Annotated in this window: 9 protein-coding genes; 7 read left to right on the top strand and 2 right to left on the bottom strand. The window is 63.4% G+C overall.

The window, feature by feature from the left end; all coding sequences use genetic code 11:
• Positions 1 to 22 precede the first annotated feature (22 nt).
• The 6 genes from ABVN20_RS19035 to cmoB all read left to right on the top strand — a co-directional run bounded on the left by ABVN20_RS19035 (position 23) and on the right by cmoB (position 8,229).
• Complete coding sequence (locus ABVN20_RS19035; protein WP_368557239.1) at positions 23 to 2,434, top strand: glucose/quinate/shikimate family membrane-bound PQQ-dependent dehydrogenase; 2,412 nt, start codon at positions 23 to 25, stop codon at positions 2,432 to 2,434.
• Between the two features lie 248 nt (positions 2,435 to 2,682).
• Positions 2,683 to 5,103, top strand: a complete 2,421-nt coding sequence (gene lon / locus ABVN20_RS19030; protein ID WP_368557238.1) for an endopeptidase La — start codon at positions 2,683 to 2,685, stop codon at positions 5,101 to 5,103.
• 208 nt (positions 5,104 to 5,311) lie between these two features.
• Positions 5,312 to 5,704: a protease inhibitor I42 family protein gene (locus tag ABVN20_RS19025; RefSeq protein WP_368557237.1), complete on the top strand. Its 393-nt coding sequence runs from the start codon at positions 5,312 to 5,314 to the stop codon at positions 5,702 to 5,704.
• A 2-nt stretch (positions 5,705 to 5,706) separates the two neighbouring features.
• On the top strand, positions 5,707 to 6,342 hold the full coding sequence (locus tag ABVN20_RS19020; protein WP_368557236.1) for a lysoplasmalogenase: 636 nt from the start codon (positions 5,707 to 5,709) through the stop codon (positions 6,340 to 6,342).
• Positions 6,343 to 6,532: 190 nt separating this feature from the next.
• A complete protein-coding gene (cmoA, locus tag ABVN20_RS19015) occupies positions 6,533 to 7,276 on the top strand; it encodes a carboxy-S-adenosyl-L-methionine synthase CmoA (RefSeq protein ID WP_368557235.1) in 744 nt (247 codons plus the stop codon).
• Positions 7,273 to 8,229 carry a tRNA 5-methoxyuridine(34)/uridine 5-oxyacetic acid(34) synthase CmoB gene (gene cmoB, locus ABVN20_RS19010; RefSeq protein WP_368557234.1) on the top strand — a complete coding sequence of 319 codons (957 nt, stop codon included), beginning with the start codon at positions 7,273 to 7,275 and terminating at the stop codon, positions 8,227 to 8,229. Before cmoA ends, cmoB begins: the two co-directional genes overlap by 4 nt.
• Positions 8,230 to 8,398: 169 nt before the next feature.
• On the opposite strand, the gene tadA is transcribed toward cmoB, so the two are convergent.
• Positions 8,399 to 8,896 carry a tRNA adenosine(34) deaminase TadA gene (gene tadA, locus ABVN20_RS19005; protein WP_368557232.1) on the bottom strand — a complete coding sequence of 166 codons (498 nt, stop codon included), beginning with the start codon at positions 8,894 to 8,896 and terminating at the stop codon, positions 8,399 to 8,401.
• Positions 8,896 to 10,272, bottom strand: a complete 1,377-nt coding sequence (locus ABVN20_RS19000; protein ID WP_368557231.1) for a multicopper oxidase family protein — start codon at positions 10,270 to 10,272, stop codon at positions 8,896 to 8,898. The genes tadA and ABVN20_RS19000 overlap by 1 nt, the downstream gene beginning before the upstream one ends.
• A gap of 195 nt (positions 10,273 to 10,467) precedes the next feature.
• Here ABVN20_RS19000 and ABVN20_RS18995 point away from each other — a divergent pair, with 195 nt between their 5' ends.
• A complete protein-coding gene (locus ABVN20_RS18995; RefSeq protein WP_368557230.1) occupies positions 10,468 to 13,551 on the top strand; it encodes a membrane-targeted effector domain-containing toxin in 3,084 nt (1,027 codons plus the stop codon).
• Positions 13,552 to 13,632: the final 81 nt, after the last annotated feature.

Here is a 13,632-nt window from a genome sequence, read left to right as displayed (position 1 = left end):
AAACATCACGGAGAACCACACTATGAGCACTGAAGGTGCTTTGAGTCGAAGCCGTCTGCTGCCGACGTTGCTCGGCCTTCTGCTTCTGCTAATGGGCCTGTTCATGCTGGCCTTGGGAATCAAGCTGAGCCTGCTCGGCGGCTCGCTGTATTACTTGCTGGCCGGTATCGGCCTGGCGCTGACCGGGGTGCTGCTGATCATGGCACGCCGTGCCGCCCTGGGCCTGTACGCGCTGGTGTTGTTCGCCAGCACCGTATGGGCGCTGTGGGAAGTCGGCCTGGACTGGTGGCAACTGGTGCCGCGCCTGGCGCTGTTGTTCGCCCTGGGCATCGTCATGTTGCTGCCGTGGTTTCGTCGTCCGTTGCTGCGCGAAGGCGCCGCAACGATGGGCACCGGCGCCCTGAGCGTGGCGGTGGTGCTGGCCGGTGTGGCCGCGCTGGCCAGCCAGTTCACCAACCCCGGTGAAATCAAGGGCCAACTGGATCGCGACAACGTTGCGGGCATGGCCAATACCGCCCCGGCGATGGCCGACGGTGACTGGAACTCCTACGGGCGCAGCGCCCACGGTGACCGGTACTCGCCGCTGGCGCAGATCACCCCGCAGAACGCGAATAAGCTGGTCGAAGCCTGGACCTACCGCACCGGCGACATTCCGGGGCCGAACGACCCGGGCGAAACCACTGCTGAAAACACCCCGCTGAAAGTCAACGGCATGCTCTACGTGTGCACGCCGCACAGCCAGGTGATTGCCCTGGACCCGGACACCGGCAAGGAAATCTGGCGCTTCGATCCGAAGCTGTCGACGCAGAACGCGGCGAACTTCAAGGGTTGGGCGCACATGACCTGCCGTGGCGTGTCGTATCACGATGACGCCGTCTACGCCTCCGAGCAGAGCCCGACCGGCAGTGCCAGCGCAGCGCCTGCGGCCAACGCCTGCCCGCGCCGGATCTTCCTGCCGACCGCCGACACCCGCCTGATCGCCCTCAACGCCGACACCGGCAAGATGTGCGAAGACTTCGGCGACAAGGGCCAGGTTGACCTGCGCGCCAACATCGGTGGCTTCACCGCCGGTGGTTATTACTCGACTTCGCCGCCAGCCGTGACCAAGGACCTGGTGGTGATCGGTGGCCACGTCACCGACAACGTCTCCACCGACGAGCCGAGCGGCGTGATCCGCGCGTTCGACGTGCACACCGGCAAGCTGGTGTGGAACTGGGACAGCGGCAACCCGGACGACACCGCGCCGATTGCCGAGGGCAAGACCTACACCCGCAACTCGCCGAACATGTGGTCCATGTTCGCCGTCGATGAAAAACTCGGCATGCTCTACCTGCCGATGGGCAACCAGACCCCGGACCAGTTCGGTGGCGCACGCACGCCGGAATCGGAACTGCACGCCGCCGGCCTGACCGCCCTGGACATCGCCACCGGCAAGGTGCGCTGGCACTTCCAGTTCACCCATCACGACCTGTGGGACATGGACGTCGGTGGCCAGCCGACCCTGATGGACCTGAAAACCGCTGACGGCGTGAAGCCGGCTGTACTGGCGTCGACCAAGCAAGGCAGCATCTACGTGCTCGATCGCAGCACCGGCCAGGCCATCGTGCCGATCAACGAAGTGCCGGTGCCGCAAGGCGCGGTCGAAGGTGACCACACCTCGCCGACCCAGCCCAAGTCCGACCTGAACCTCATGCCACCACCGCTGCAGGAGCGTGACATGTGGGGCGTGACGCCGTTCGACCAGCTGATCTGCCGGATCGACTTCAAATCCATGCGTTACGACGGCCCGTTCACCCCGCCGTCGCTGCAGGGTTCGATCGTCTATCCAGGCAACTTCGGCGTGTTCGACTGGGGTGGGATCTCGGTCGATCCGGTGCGCCAGATCGCCTTCGTGAACCCGAGCTACATGGCGTTCAAGTCGAAGATGATCCCGGCGGCTGAAATTGCCGCACAGGGCCCGCGCAAGAGCGAAACCGAAGGCGTGCAGCCGAACAAGGGCGCGCCGTACGGCGTAGTGCTCGAAGCGCTGCTGTCGCCGATGGGCCTGCCGTGCCAGGCACCGGCCTGGGGTTACGTGGCGGCGGTGGACCTGACCACCTCCAAGGTGTTGTGGAAACACAAGAACGGCACCGTGCGTGACAGCTCGCCCGTGCCGATCCCCCTGAGCATGGGCGTACCCAGCCTGGGCGGCACCTTCACCACCGCCGGTGGCGTAGGTTTCCTCAGCGGGACCCTGGACCAGTACCTGCGCGCCTATGACGTGAAAAACGGCAAGCAACTGTGGGAAGGCCGCCTGCCCGCCGGCGCGCAGACCACGCCAATGACCTACACCGGCAAGGACGGCAAGCAATACGTGCTGGTCGTGGCCGGCGGTCACGGTTCGCTGGGCACCAAGCAAGGTGACTATGTCATTGCTTACAAATTGGCCGAGTAAGTCTTAGCGCCAGACAAACGAAGGCGACACCCTCACAGGTGTCGCCTTTTTTATTGTCACCCCATCCCCTGTAGGAGCGAGCTTGCTCGCGATGGCGGTGTGTCAGGCGCCATGTTTGCTGACTGATGCACTGCCATCGCGAGCAAGCTCGCTCCTACAGGGGCCGGGTCGAATTAACACCCAAGTATCATTGAAACCACCGCCACCCTGCCCCATCTAAGACCCATACCCATTGCGCAGGTGTCCCAATGAGCGACCAGCAAGATTTTCCCGAAGACCTGAGCGAGTACGCCGATCCGGAAAACGCCCCGAGCCGTTCCACCGGTAAAGGCCTCGCACTGCCCGGCCAGAACCTGCCGGACAAGGTCTACATCATCCCGATCCACAACCGCCCGTTCTTCCCGGCGCAGGTGCTGCCGGTCATCGTCAACGAAGAACCCTGGGCCGAAACCCTGGACCTGGTGAGCAAGTCCGATCATCACTCCCTGGCCCTGTTCTACATGGACACGCCCCAGGAAGACCCGCGTCACTTCGACACCTCGGCGCTGCCGCTGTACGGCACGCTGGTCAAGGTGCACCACGCCAGCCGCGAAAACGGCAAGCTGCAATTCGTCGCCCAGGGCCTGACCCGCGTCCGCCTCAAGACCTGGCTCAAGCACCATCGCCCGCCGTACCTGGTGGAAGTCGAGTACCCGCACCAGCCGAGCGAGCCGACCGACGAGGTCAAGGCCTACGGCATGGCGCTGATCAACGCGATCAAGGAACTGCTGCCGCTCAACCCGCTGTACAGCGAAGAGCTGAAAAACTACCTCAACCGCTTCAGCCCCAACGACCCGTCGCCCCTGACCGACTTCGCCGCCGCGCTGACCTCGGCTACCGGCAACGAGTTGCAGGAAGTGCTCGACTGCGTGCCGATGCTCAAGCGCATGGAAAAAGTCCTGCCGATGCTGCGCAAGGAAGTCGAAGTCGCGCGCCTGCAAAAGGAAATCTCCGCCGAGGTGAACCGCAAGATCGGCGAGCACCAGCGCGAGTTCTTCCTCAAGGAACAACTCAAGGTCATCCAGCAGGAGCTGGGCCTGACGAAGGACGACCGCAGCGCCGACATCGAGCAGTTCGAGCAGCGCCTCGAAGGCAAAGTGCTGCCGGCGCAGGTGCAAAAACGCATCGAAGAAGAGATGAACAAGCTATCGATCCTCGAGACCGGCTCGCCGGAGTACGCGGTCACCCGCAACTACCTCGACTGGGCGACCTCGGTGCCCTGGGGCGTGTACGGCGATGACAAGCTCGACCTCAAGCACGCGCGCAAGGTGCTGGACAAGCACCACGCCGGGCTCGATGACATCAAGGACCGCATCCTCGAATTCCTCGCGGTCGGCGCCTATAAAGGCGAGATCAGCGGCTCCATCGTGCTGCTGGTCGGCCCGCCAGGCGTGGGCAAGACCAGCGTCGGCAAGTCCATCGCCGAATCCCTGGGCCGGCCGTTCTACCGTTTCAGCCTCGGTGGCATGCGCGACGAAGCCGAGATCAAGGGCCATCGCCGCACCTACATCGGTGCGCAACCGGGCAAGCTGGTGCAGGCGTTGAAGGACGTCGAAGTGATGAACCCGGTGATCATGCTCGATGAAATCGACAAGATGGGCCAGAGCTACCAGGGCGACCCGGCCTCGGCGCTGCTCGAGACCCTGGACCCGGAGCAGAACGTCGAATTCCTCGATCACTACCTTGACCTGCGCATGGACTTGTCCAAGGTGCTGTTCGTCTGCACCGCCAACACCCTGGACTCGATCCCCGGACCGTTGCTCGACCGCATGGAAGTCATTCGCCTGTCGGGTTACATCACCGAGGAAAAAGTCGCCATCGCCAAGCGTCACCTGTGGCCCAAGCTGCTGGAGAAGGCCGGCGTGTCCAAGGGCAGCCTGTCCATCAGCGACAGCGCCTTGAAGGCCCTGATCGACGGTTACGCCCGCGAGGCCGGTGTGCGCCAGCTGGAAAAGCAGATGGGCAAACTGGTGCGCAAGGCCGTGATGAAGCTGATCGACGACCCGAAGGCAGTGATCAAACTCGGCCCGAAAGACCTCGAAGCGTCGCTGGGCCATCCGGTGTTCCGCAACGAACAGGTGCTGTCCGGCACCGGCGTGATCACAGGTCTCGCCTGGACCAGCATGGGCGGCGCCACACTACCGATCGAGGCTACGCGCATTCACACGCACAACCGTGGCTTCAAGCTCACCGGGCAGTTGGGTGATGTGATGAAAGAATCTGCGGAAATTGCCTACAGCTACGTCAGCTCGAACCTGAAGTCGTTTGGCGGTGACCCGAAGTTCTTCGACGAGGCCTTCGTCCACCTGCACGTGCCGGAAGGCGCCACCCCCAAGGACGGCCCGAGTGCCGGCGTGACCATGGCCAGCGCCCTGCTCTCGCTCGCGCGCAACCAACCGGCGAAAAAAGGCGTGGCCATGACCGGCGAACTGACCCTGACCGGGCATGTACTGCCAATTGGCGGGGTGCGCGAGAAGGTGATTGCGGCACGGCGGCAGAAGATTTTCGAACTGATCCTGCCGGAGGCCAACCGTGGCAGCTTCGAAGAGTTGCCCGATTACCTGAAGGAAGGGATTACCGTGCATTTCGCCAAGCGGTTTGCGGATGTGGCGAAGGTGTTGTTCAGGTAGTGATGTAGCGCCTGTTCCATTGCTATCGCGGGCAAGCCCGCTCCTACAGGAGGTTCGGTGCCACACAAAATGTGTGCTTACTGAAAAATCTGTAGGAGCGGGCTTGCCCGCGATGGCGCCCTCCCCTGCACCACCAAGCCCCTGTCACAATTTGTCTCATCTTAAGTTATGCTCGCCGTTCGTCGTGAACGCCGGAGCCTATGCCCTCATGTCCCCCACTCGCCTGTTCGTCCCCCTCGCCCTCGCCCTGCTGGCCGCCTGCGCCTCGCAGCCTAAACAGAACGTGACGGTGGAAAAACAGAGTGAATGCCCGGTGAAAATGAGCAACGGGCAAAACCTGATCCTGACCCTGCCCAGCAACCCGACCACCGGCTACCGCTGGGCCATACAGGACTCCGCCGGCGGCGTGCTGCGCGCGCTGGGGCCGGAGGTCTATCGCAACCCTGAAGACGCCGGCGTGATCGGCGCGGCCGGGGTTTCGACCTGGCGCTTCCAGGCCTTCGCACCCGGCACCGGGCGGCTGCGCCTGACTTCGCAACAACCCTGGGCGCCGGAAGTGTTGCCGGTGGACAGCTTCGACTGCGCGATCTCGGTCAACTGATCATGGGCTGGCTGATCCTGGCGCTGATGGGCGCGGTGACCTTTCTCTACGGTCTCAGTGTGCATGCGGCGCTGCTGTGCCTGCTGGTCAAGCCGTTGCCGGTGCTGGCCCTGCTCGGCTGGCTGCACGACGCGCCGCCCAGCGAGTATCGACGCTGGATCAGCCTGGGCCTGATTTTCTCCCTGCTCGGCGATGTATTGCTGGCGTGGCCGGGGGACCTGTTCGTGTTCGGCCTCGGCGCGTTCCTGGTCGCCCATCTGGCGTACCTCAAGGCCTACCTGAGCGATTGCCGGCGGCTGGCGTTGCTGCCGTTGATCATCGCCCTGGTGGTGGGCGCGGTGTTGCTGGGGATTCTGCTGGCCAACGGCCTGGGCCCGCTGACCGTGCCGGTGATCGTCTACGGCGTGGCCATCAGCGCCATGCTCTGGCGCGCACTGGCCCGGCTGTGCACCGATGTGCCCCAGCGCTCGGCATTGCTGGCAGCGGCCGGCGCCGTGGCGTTCGTGTTTTCCGACAGCGTGATTGGCATCAACCGCTTCGTGTCGCCGTTCAACGCGGCGCCGTATGTGATCATCCTCAGTTACTGGCTGGGGCAGTGGGGGATCACGGCTTCGGCGTTTGTGCATAAACCGCGTTGACCCCATCGCGAGCAGGCTCGCTCCCACAGTTACAGCGCCGCACCCTGTGGGAGCGAGCCTGCTCGCGATAGCTCTGTGACTGGCACCGCGTCATTCGCCCCTTGCCCGGCGGTTTATCAGACAACCCGCGCATCCCCTCGCCAACTTGGCTAAAATGCCGGCCTTTTCCACCGACACCGCCGGAACCGCCGTGAGCAAAGAACCCGATCGCCTATTCGCCCAGCCTTTGGCCCAGGTGCCTGACTTCGCCTTCAACGAGGACGTGGTGCGGGTGTTCCCGGACATGATCAAGCGCTCGGTGCCAGGTTATCCGACCATCGTCGAAAACCTCGGCGTGCTCGCTTCGCAGTTTGCCCAGCCGAACAGCGTGCTGTACGACCTGGGTTCGTCCCTGGGCGCCGTGACTCAGGCCCTGCGCCGTCACGTGCGCACCGACGGTTGCCGGGTGATCGCTGTGGATAACTCGGCGGCGATGGTCGAGCGCTGCCGCGAATACCTCAACGGCCAGGACTCGATGTTCCAGGAGCTGCTGCCCGTGCAGGTGATCGAAGGCGATATCCTGGCCCTGGATTTCGAGCCGGCCTCGGTGGTGGCGCTGAACTTCACCCTGCAATTCATCGCCCGGCCGCAGCGCCTTGAGCTGCTCACGCGTATTCGCCAGTCGCTGTTGCCCGGTGGCGCCTTGATCCTCTCGGAAAAACTGCGCTTTGCCGACGAGCAGGAACACGCTTTGCTCACCGACCTGCACGTGGCCTTCAAGCGTGCCAACGGCTACAGCGAACTGGAAATCGCCCAGAAGCGCAGCGCCATCGAAAACGTCATGAAGCCCGACAGCCTCGAAGAACACCGCGAACGCCTGCTGGCCGCCGGGTTCTCCAAAGTCGTGCCGTGGTTCCAGTGTCTTAACTTTGCCTCGTTGATTGCCTTGCCATGATTGATCTGTCCCCTCTCGCCCGCCGCCTGGCGGGTACGCCACTGGCCGAATGGGCCAACACCCTGCAAGCGCAACTCGACAAGAAAATGGAGAAGGGCCACGGCGACCTCGAGCGCTGGCAAAGTGCACTGGACGCCTTGCCGGACGTGCAGCCCAGCGAAGTCGACCTGCAGAGCGGCCTGAAGCTCGACACCGACTGCGACGACGCCACCCGCGCGCAGATGCGCAGCGCCCTGATGGGCCTGTCGCCGTGGCGCAAGGGGCCGTTCGACCTGTTTGGCGTGCACGTCGACACCGAATGGCGCTCGGACTGGAAATGGTCACGGGTCGCCCCGCACCTGGACCTCAAGGGCAAGCGCATCCTCGATGTCGGCTGCGGCAACGGCTACTACATGTGGCGCATGCTCGGCGCCGGTGCCGACAGCGTGATCGGCGTCGACCCGAACTGGCTGTTCTTCTGCCAGTTCCAGGCGGTGCAGCGCTACCTGTCACAGCCGAATGCCTGGCACCTGCCGTTTCCGTTCGAAGACCTGCCGGCGAACCTGGAAGGCTTCGACACGGTGTTTTCCATGGGCGTGTTCTACCACCGCCGCTCGCCGATCGAGCATTTGCTGGCGCTCAAGGATTGCCTGGTCAAGGGTGGCGAACTGGTACTGGAAACCCTGGTGGTCGAAGGCGATCAGCACCAGGTGCTGGTGCCCGAGGACCGTTACGCGCAGATGCGCAACGTGTGGTTCCTGCCCTCCGTGCCGGCGCTGGAGCTGTGGCTGCGCCGTGCCGGGTTCAGCGATGTGAAGTGCGTGGACGTGAGCACCACGACGGTCCAGGAACAGCGCAGCACCGAGTGGATGAAGTATCAGTCGCTCAGCGATTTCCTCGACCCCGAGGATCACGGCAAGACCATCGAAGGACTGCCGGCGCCGATGCGGGCGGTGGTGGTGGCTAAAAAGTAGCCTCCCCTTCAAAGCCTTCAAAACCCTTTGAGAAATACAACTGTGGGAGCGAGCCTGCTCGCGATAAAGTTCTGTCATTCGACATCAATGTCGACTGCCTAGCCCTCATCGCGAGCAGGCTCGCTCCCACAGGGTTAACTCCCACAGGGGTCCGGGTGAATTTCAGGTTTCAGTCTGCAGGCTTCGCCCTCCGCGCCTTGAAAAATTCACTCAACACCGCCCCACACTCCTCCGCCAGCACCCCACCCTCGAACAGCACCCGGTGATTGAGAAAGCCTTGGGTGAAGAACTGCCCCTGGCTCTGCACAATCCCCGCCTTGGGTTCCAGCGCGCCGTACACCACTCGGGCAATGCGTGAATGCACGATCAGCCCGGCGCACATGCTGCACGGTTCCAGCGTGACGTAGAGCGTGCTGCCCGGCAGGCGATAGTTGCTGGCGGCCAGCGCGGCGGCGCGGATCGCCACCATCTCGGCGTGGGCACTGGGGTCGTGGCCGCTGATCGGGCAATTGAAGCCGCGGCCGATGATTTCACCGTCCTGCACCAGCACCGCGCCCACCGGCACTTCGCCCAGCGCCGCGCCTTGCTCGGCCAGGGCCAGGGCTTCGCGCATGAAGTCGCGATCACGGCTGCGGTCGATGATCGCAGCGGGTCGAATCTGGCGCATCACGCCACCTCGATGGCGGCCATCAGGCCGGTTTCCATGTGGTCGATCACATGGCAATGGAACATCCACACCCCTGGGTTATCCGCCACCAGCGCCACTTGCGCGCGCTCGTTCTTGCCCAACAGGTAAGTGTCGGTGAAGTACGGAATCACCTTGTGCCGGTTCGAGGCGATCACCTTGAAGCTCATGCCGTGCAGGTGAATCGGGTGCTGGTACTGGGTCAGGTTCTTCAATTCGAAAATATAGCTCTTGCCCTTTTCCAGCTTGGCAATCGGCCGGTCGGCGCAGGTCTTGTCGGTGATGTCCCAGGCCTTGCCGTTGATCTGCCAGAGGCTCGGCGGCTTGCCGTTGTCAACGTTGACCGACACCGAACCAACCCATTCGAAATTGAAGTTGAGTTTCTCGGCATTGGCCAGGTCCGGCTCGGCCACCGGGTTGGCGGGCAACGCCGGCGGCCAGGTGGTCGGGGCGTCGTCGTTGGGCACCGAGCGCAAGGTGCCCAGGCGCACGGGACCGTTGCGCAGAGACAGTTCCTCGCCGGCCGGCGGCGCCTTGATCGCCAGGCAAATGCGCATGCCCGGGCCCAGCCAGTATTCCTTGCCCATCGGGCGCGGCTCGATGGGGTTGCCGTCCAGCGCGTAGATCTGCGCCTCGACCCCGGGAATGTTCAGGCGATAGGTCAGGGTGTTGTCGAGGTTGAGCAGACGCACGCGGGTGATCTGCCCCGCCGGCAGGTCGATGACCGGCGATGGCACGCCGTTGATGGTCACCAGGCGCCCGGCCGTACCGCCACGGGCGGCCTCACGGGGAATGCTGAACTCGACGAAATTGCCCTGCTCGTCGATGTGCCAGTTTTTCAGGCTCAGGGTCTTCTCGTACTTGAACCCGGTTGGCTCGCGTTCTTCGACGATCAACGGCCCGACCAGCCCGCGCCCCAGTTCCTCGCTGCTGTTGACGTGCGGGTGATACCAGTAGCTGCCGGCGTCCGGCACGCGGAATTTGTAATCGAAGTATTCCCCCGGCAACACCGGCAGCTGCGACACGTAAGGCACGCCGTCCATTTCCAGTGGCAGGCGGATGCCGTGCCAGTGAATGGTGGTGGCCACTGGCAGGTGGTTGATGAAGCGCACCCGCAGCCATTCGCCCTGGCGCACGCGCAGCTCGGTGCCCGGTGCCGACGGGCCGAACGCCCAGGCCGGGGTCTTGTGCCCGGCGACCAGTTCGACGTCCAGGGGCGCGGCAATCAGCTCATAGTCGTGGCCCGCGTCGGCGTCGGCCATCTTGCCCAGCCAGTAGCGCGATGCGCCGCCCGCACCGACACCAACGACAACAAGACCGGCCAGGCCACCGAGGATTTGGCGACGGGTAAAGGACATGAACTCAACTACCTCACGTATCAGCGACAGGCACTCGCCTGCAAAAGGCAAATACGATACACCTGCAATTGCGAAACGGTAAGGGCAGCGCGGCGGATGGACGCAGGCGCAGGATTTTGTGCGGTACATATGTAGCGCACCCGCCCAGACGGCTTGGTTCACGCTCGGGGTCCCTATTCTCATGGAACCGAGTCAATGAATACGCTGCAAACCCGCCCTTTACCCAACGCCGCCGACAAAGCGGCGCTGAAGATGATCGCCGCCCACGTGGTCAAGGCCTGCCCGAGCCTGCACGACGCTGCCTACGAGGTCGCCGCCGACCTGCTGGCCAACGCCGGCATCAGCCATCTCGACCCCGATCAGGTGTATTTCCACCGTTTCAAGAGCGCACAAAGCCTGGAATCGTCCTTCACCGGTTGGCAGCATTACGGTGAAAAGCCCTACGAATCCCTGACCCTGACGCAATTGGTGATCCACCGATTCCGCGCCACCGACCAGGACAATGCCGACCTGCTGGACACCTACGCCGGCTTCTACACCGCAGGGCCCGAGGCGGAAAACTTCGACGCCAGCAATGAAGTGCAACTGCACGGCAACGAAGTGCTGAAGCATTTCTGGGAGATCAATTTCAGCGATCTCTATCGCAACAAGCTGCAAACATTTTGGGACCACTATGCCGGTGATTTCCGCACCCTGGCCAAATCCACGTTCCTCGGCAAAGCCATCGAGGCGCGCGACAACGGCCAGTTAAGCGACGAGGACTTCAAGACCGCGCTCGACGCGGTGATCGGCCCGATCACCTGGCCGGTCACCCTGAAGATGCTGCAAGCCGATGCGCCGCCCGGCCCGCACCTGCGCGTCGGCGCGCTGGACATCGCCGGGCATGTCACTACGAACATCCTGCGCATCACGACTGCCAACGGCCGGCAGATCCTCTATCTGCCGGGTGAAGACAAATCGTTCCAGGTGTTCGAGAGCCCGACGGACCTGCATTGGTGGGCCCTGACGCAAATGAACGATGAGGCCGATCGCCGCGCCCTGATGAATCATTTCCCACTGGCCGAACGCCAGGCCATCAGTGAAAACCTCACCGACCTGATGAATCGCCTGACAAGCAGCTGGGGTCGCTCCGACCATCACTTGATCAATCAGAAGGACGTGAGCATCGCCGGTGATGCCTTCGGCTGGCTGCGCGATTCGACCCGTACCGCCATGACCCATGAAGCCGACCTGACGCTGACCTCCAATGGCGACCTGCGCAAAAAACTCTGGATCGGCTACCTGAGCGCCGGTCTCAAGGTACTTGGCCCGATGGCGGTGGTGGGTTGGCCGGTGGCACTGCCGGTGATTGGCGCCAGCATCGCCAGCATGGGCCTGAACATCGACCAGGCGGTGAACGGCAAGACCGCCAGCGAACGCAAGGAAGGCGTGATCGGGGCGATCTTCAACGCCATTGATGCGCTGTTCAACCTGCCGTTTCTCAAAGGTGTCGGCTCGGTGGCGGAAGTCGGTGCCGAGGTCGATGCGGCAGAGGCTGCCGAATGGAATGAGTATGCCGAGGCATCGCAAAAACCCGGCGAGCCGGCTGAACCCGATGAGCAAACGACAACGCCCACCTCGCCCGTCACCGGAGAACTCCCGGCACCGACGCCGGCTCCCCGCGTCGACATACCAGAGAAGTTTCAGACCAACGAGCTGCTGGACAGTAAACGACCGAGCAGTGAGCCCGGCAAGTTCCGCGGTATTTACCAGCTCGACGGCGATCCGCCCTACGCCATCATGATCAAGGACAACGCCTACTACGTGCGCTACTTCCCCGATTCCCGTGGCGGCGGTTACTGGGCCATCGTCGATCCAGCAAGGCCCAACCAGTTCATCCACTCCTTGCCTGTGCGCCTGAATGCAGAGGGGCAATGGGAGCGGATGCCCAAGCTGCGCCTGGCGGCGGGCGGGCAATGCATGGGCAAGGTTGCCTGTGCGGTTGAACTGGAGCTGACCGAGCAAGCCGCCGCCCAGCCCGCAGCGCCAGCGCCTGTCAGGCCACACCCTAGCGCACTGCCGCCCATTTCCGTGGGCCCGAGACGAATCGCCACTGCTTTTGACGTGGACCCGCATAAATTGTCTGGCCTCAAGCGTTGGGCCCTGGGCCTGCGTGAAACCCACATTCGGGTCCAGCGGGGCCCCGGCGGCGAATTGATTATCCCTGATCGTTACGCCGATAATCTCGCGCACAAGAGCCAGTCGCTGCTGGAGTCTGCGCGGCGTTTCTATCAAAATTTCGATTGGCGCTCATTGCCCTCGCGCCCGCACATTCCGGCAGTCGACAGCACCATGTCCTTTGGGTCGCTGATCAAGCAAACCTTCCGTGCCTTTCCCGGACTGGTGGTGGGCGAAACCCTGGACCGGATCACCAGCATGCGGCTGATGATCGAAAACATGCCAACGCTGGCCGCCGAGGGTGTGAAAACCATCTACATGCGTCGCCTGCTGGCCGACTTTGCCCAGCAAGACTTGATTGACTACTTCAATACCGGCGTCATGTCCAACGACCTGGAAACCTACCTGACCCAGCTCGGGACCGACCCGGCCGGCCGGTACAACGAGCTGGAACTGGTCAAGGCGGCCCGCACCCAGCGCATTCGCGTCCAGGCCCTGGACTGCGCCGCCAACTATCGCAAACCCGTCGCGTTGACACCCGTGGATGAACAGATGATGGCCAACCACCTGGCCAGCGACATCATGTTCTCCGACCGGGTGCTCAATGGCCCCAACAAATGGCTGGTGCTCACCGGTGCCGAGAGCACCAACACCTTCAGGGGGCTCGTGGGCCTGAGCGAGCTGGAAGGCGGCCTGGGCGTGCGCATCGAGGAAGTCGATCCTGGGCAAGGGCACAGCCTGGAAGTCGATCCAGGTATCGAGCTGGAACGTGGCCCGTTCGCCACCGGCATGTTCAAGGGCACGGTCGACACCTTGTACAGCGACCTGCGCCTGCAAGTCGAGGCGCCTCCCGTGGCCTGGACCGAAAAGCACATCAAGCAGTTGCTGTTCCGTCGGGGCATGTACCTGTTCGAAAAGGTCGATGACGCGTACACCCTGGTGCATCGCAGCGGCGACGGTTCAATCGTGCGCACCGCCGTGGAGCCCCTGGCCCACGGCAACGTGTGCATCATCCGTCCATCGTGGGCGCAAGTCAGCGGCATACCGTTCCCCAGCGTCGAACTGCTGTCGCGGGCGCTCAATGGCATCGGCCTGGTGCTGCAGAGCCGCATTCCGACCTGATCCCTCCTGACCAAGCCATCACCCGGCGGGCCGACATCGGCTCGCGCGGGTTCATGATTCGCTCATTCGTGGCGGTGTTTT

The sequence above is a fragment of the Pseudomonas sp. MYb118 genome (assembly GCF_040947875.1).
Classification (GTDB): Bacteria; Pseudomonadota; Gammaproteobacteria; order Pseudomonadales; family Pseudomonadaceae; genus Aquipseudomonas.
Note: the sequence above shows the minus strand (reverse complement) of the source record. Positions and strands in the feature narration are given on the sequence as shown.

Excerpts from the sequence above, each read along its gene's own strand:
- ABVN20_RS19035 (WP_368557239.1), top strand. The coding sequence starts at position 23 with ATGAGCACTGAAGGTGCTTTGAGTCGAAGCCGTCTGCTGCCGACGTTG.
- ABVN20_RS19020 (WP_368557236.1), top strand. The coding sequence starts at position 5,707 with ATGGGCTGGCTGATCCTGGCGCTGATGGGCGCGGTGACCTTTCTCTAC.
- tadA (WP_368557232.1), bottom strand. The coding sequence starts at position 8,896 with ATGCGCCAGATTCGACCCGCTGCGATCATCGACCGCAGCCGTGATCGC.
- ABVN20_RS19025 (WP_368557237.1), top strand. The coding sequence starts at position 5,312 with ATGTCCCCCACTCGCCTGTTCGTCCCCCTCGCCCTCGCCCTGCTGGCC.
- lon (WP_368557238.1), top strand. The coding sequence starts at position 2,683 with ATGAGCGACCAGCAAGATTTTCCCGAAGACCTGAGCGAGTACGCCGAT.
- ABVN20_RS18995 (WP_368557230.1), top strand. The coding sequence starts at position 10,468 with ATGAATACGCTGCAAACCCGCCCTTTACCCAACGCCGCCGACAAAGCG.
- cmoB (WP_368557234.1), top strand. The coding sequence starts at position 7,273 with ATGATTGATCTGTCCCCTCTCGCCCGCCGCCTGGCGGGTACGCCACTG.
- ABVN20_RS19000 (WP_368557231.1), bottom strand. The coding sequence starts at position 10,272 with ATGTCCTTTACCCGTCGCCAAATCCTCGGTGGCCTGGCCGGTCTTGTT.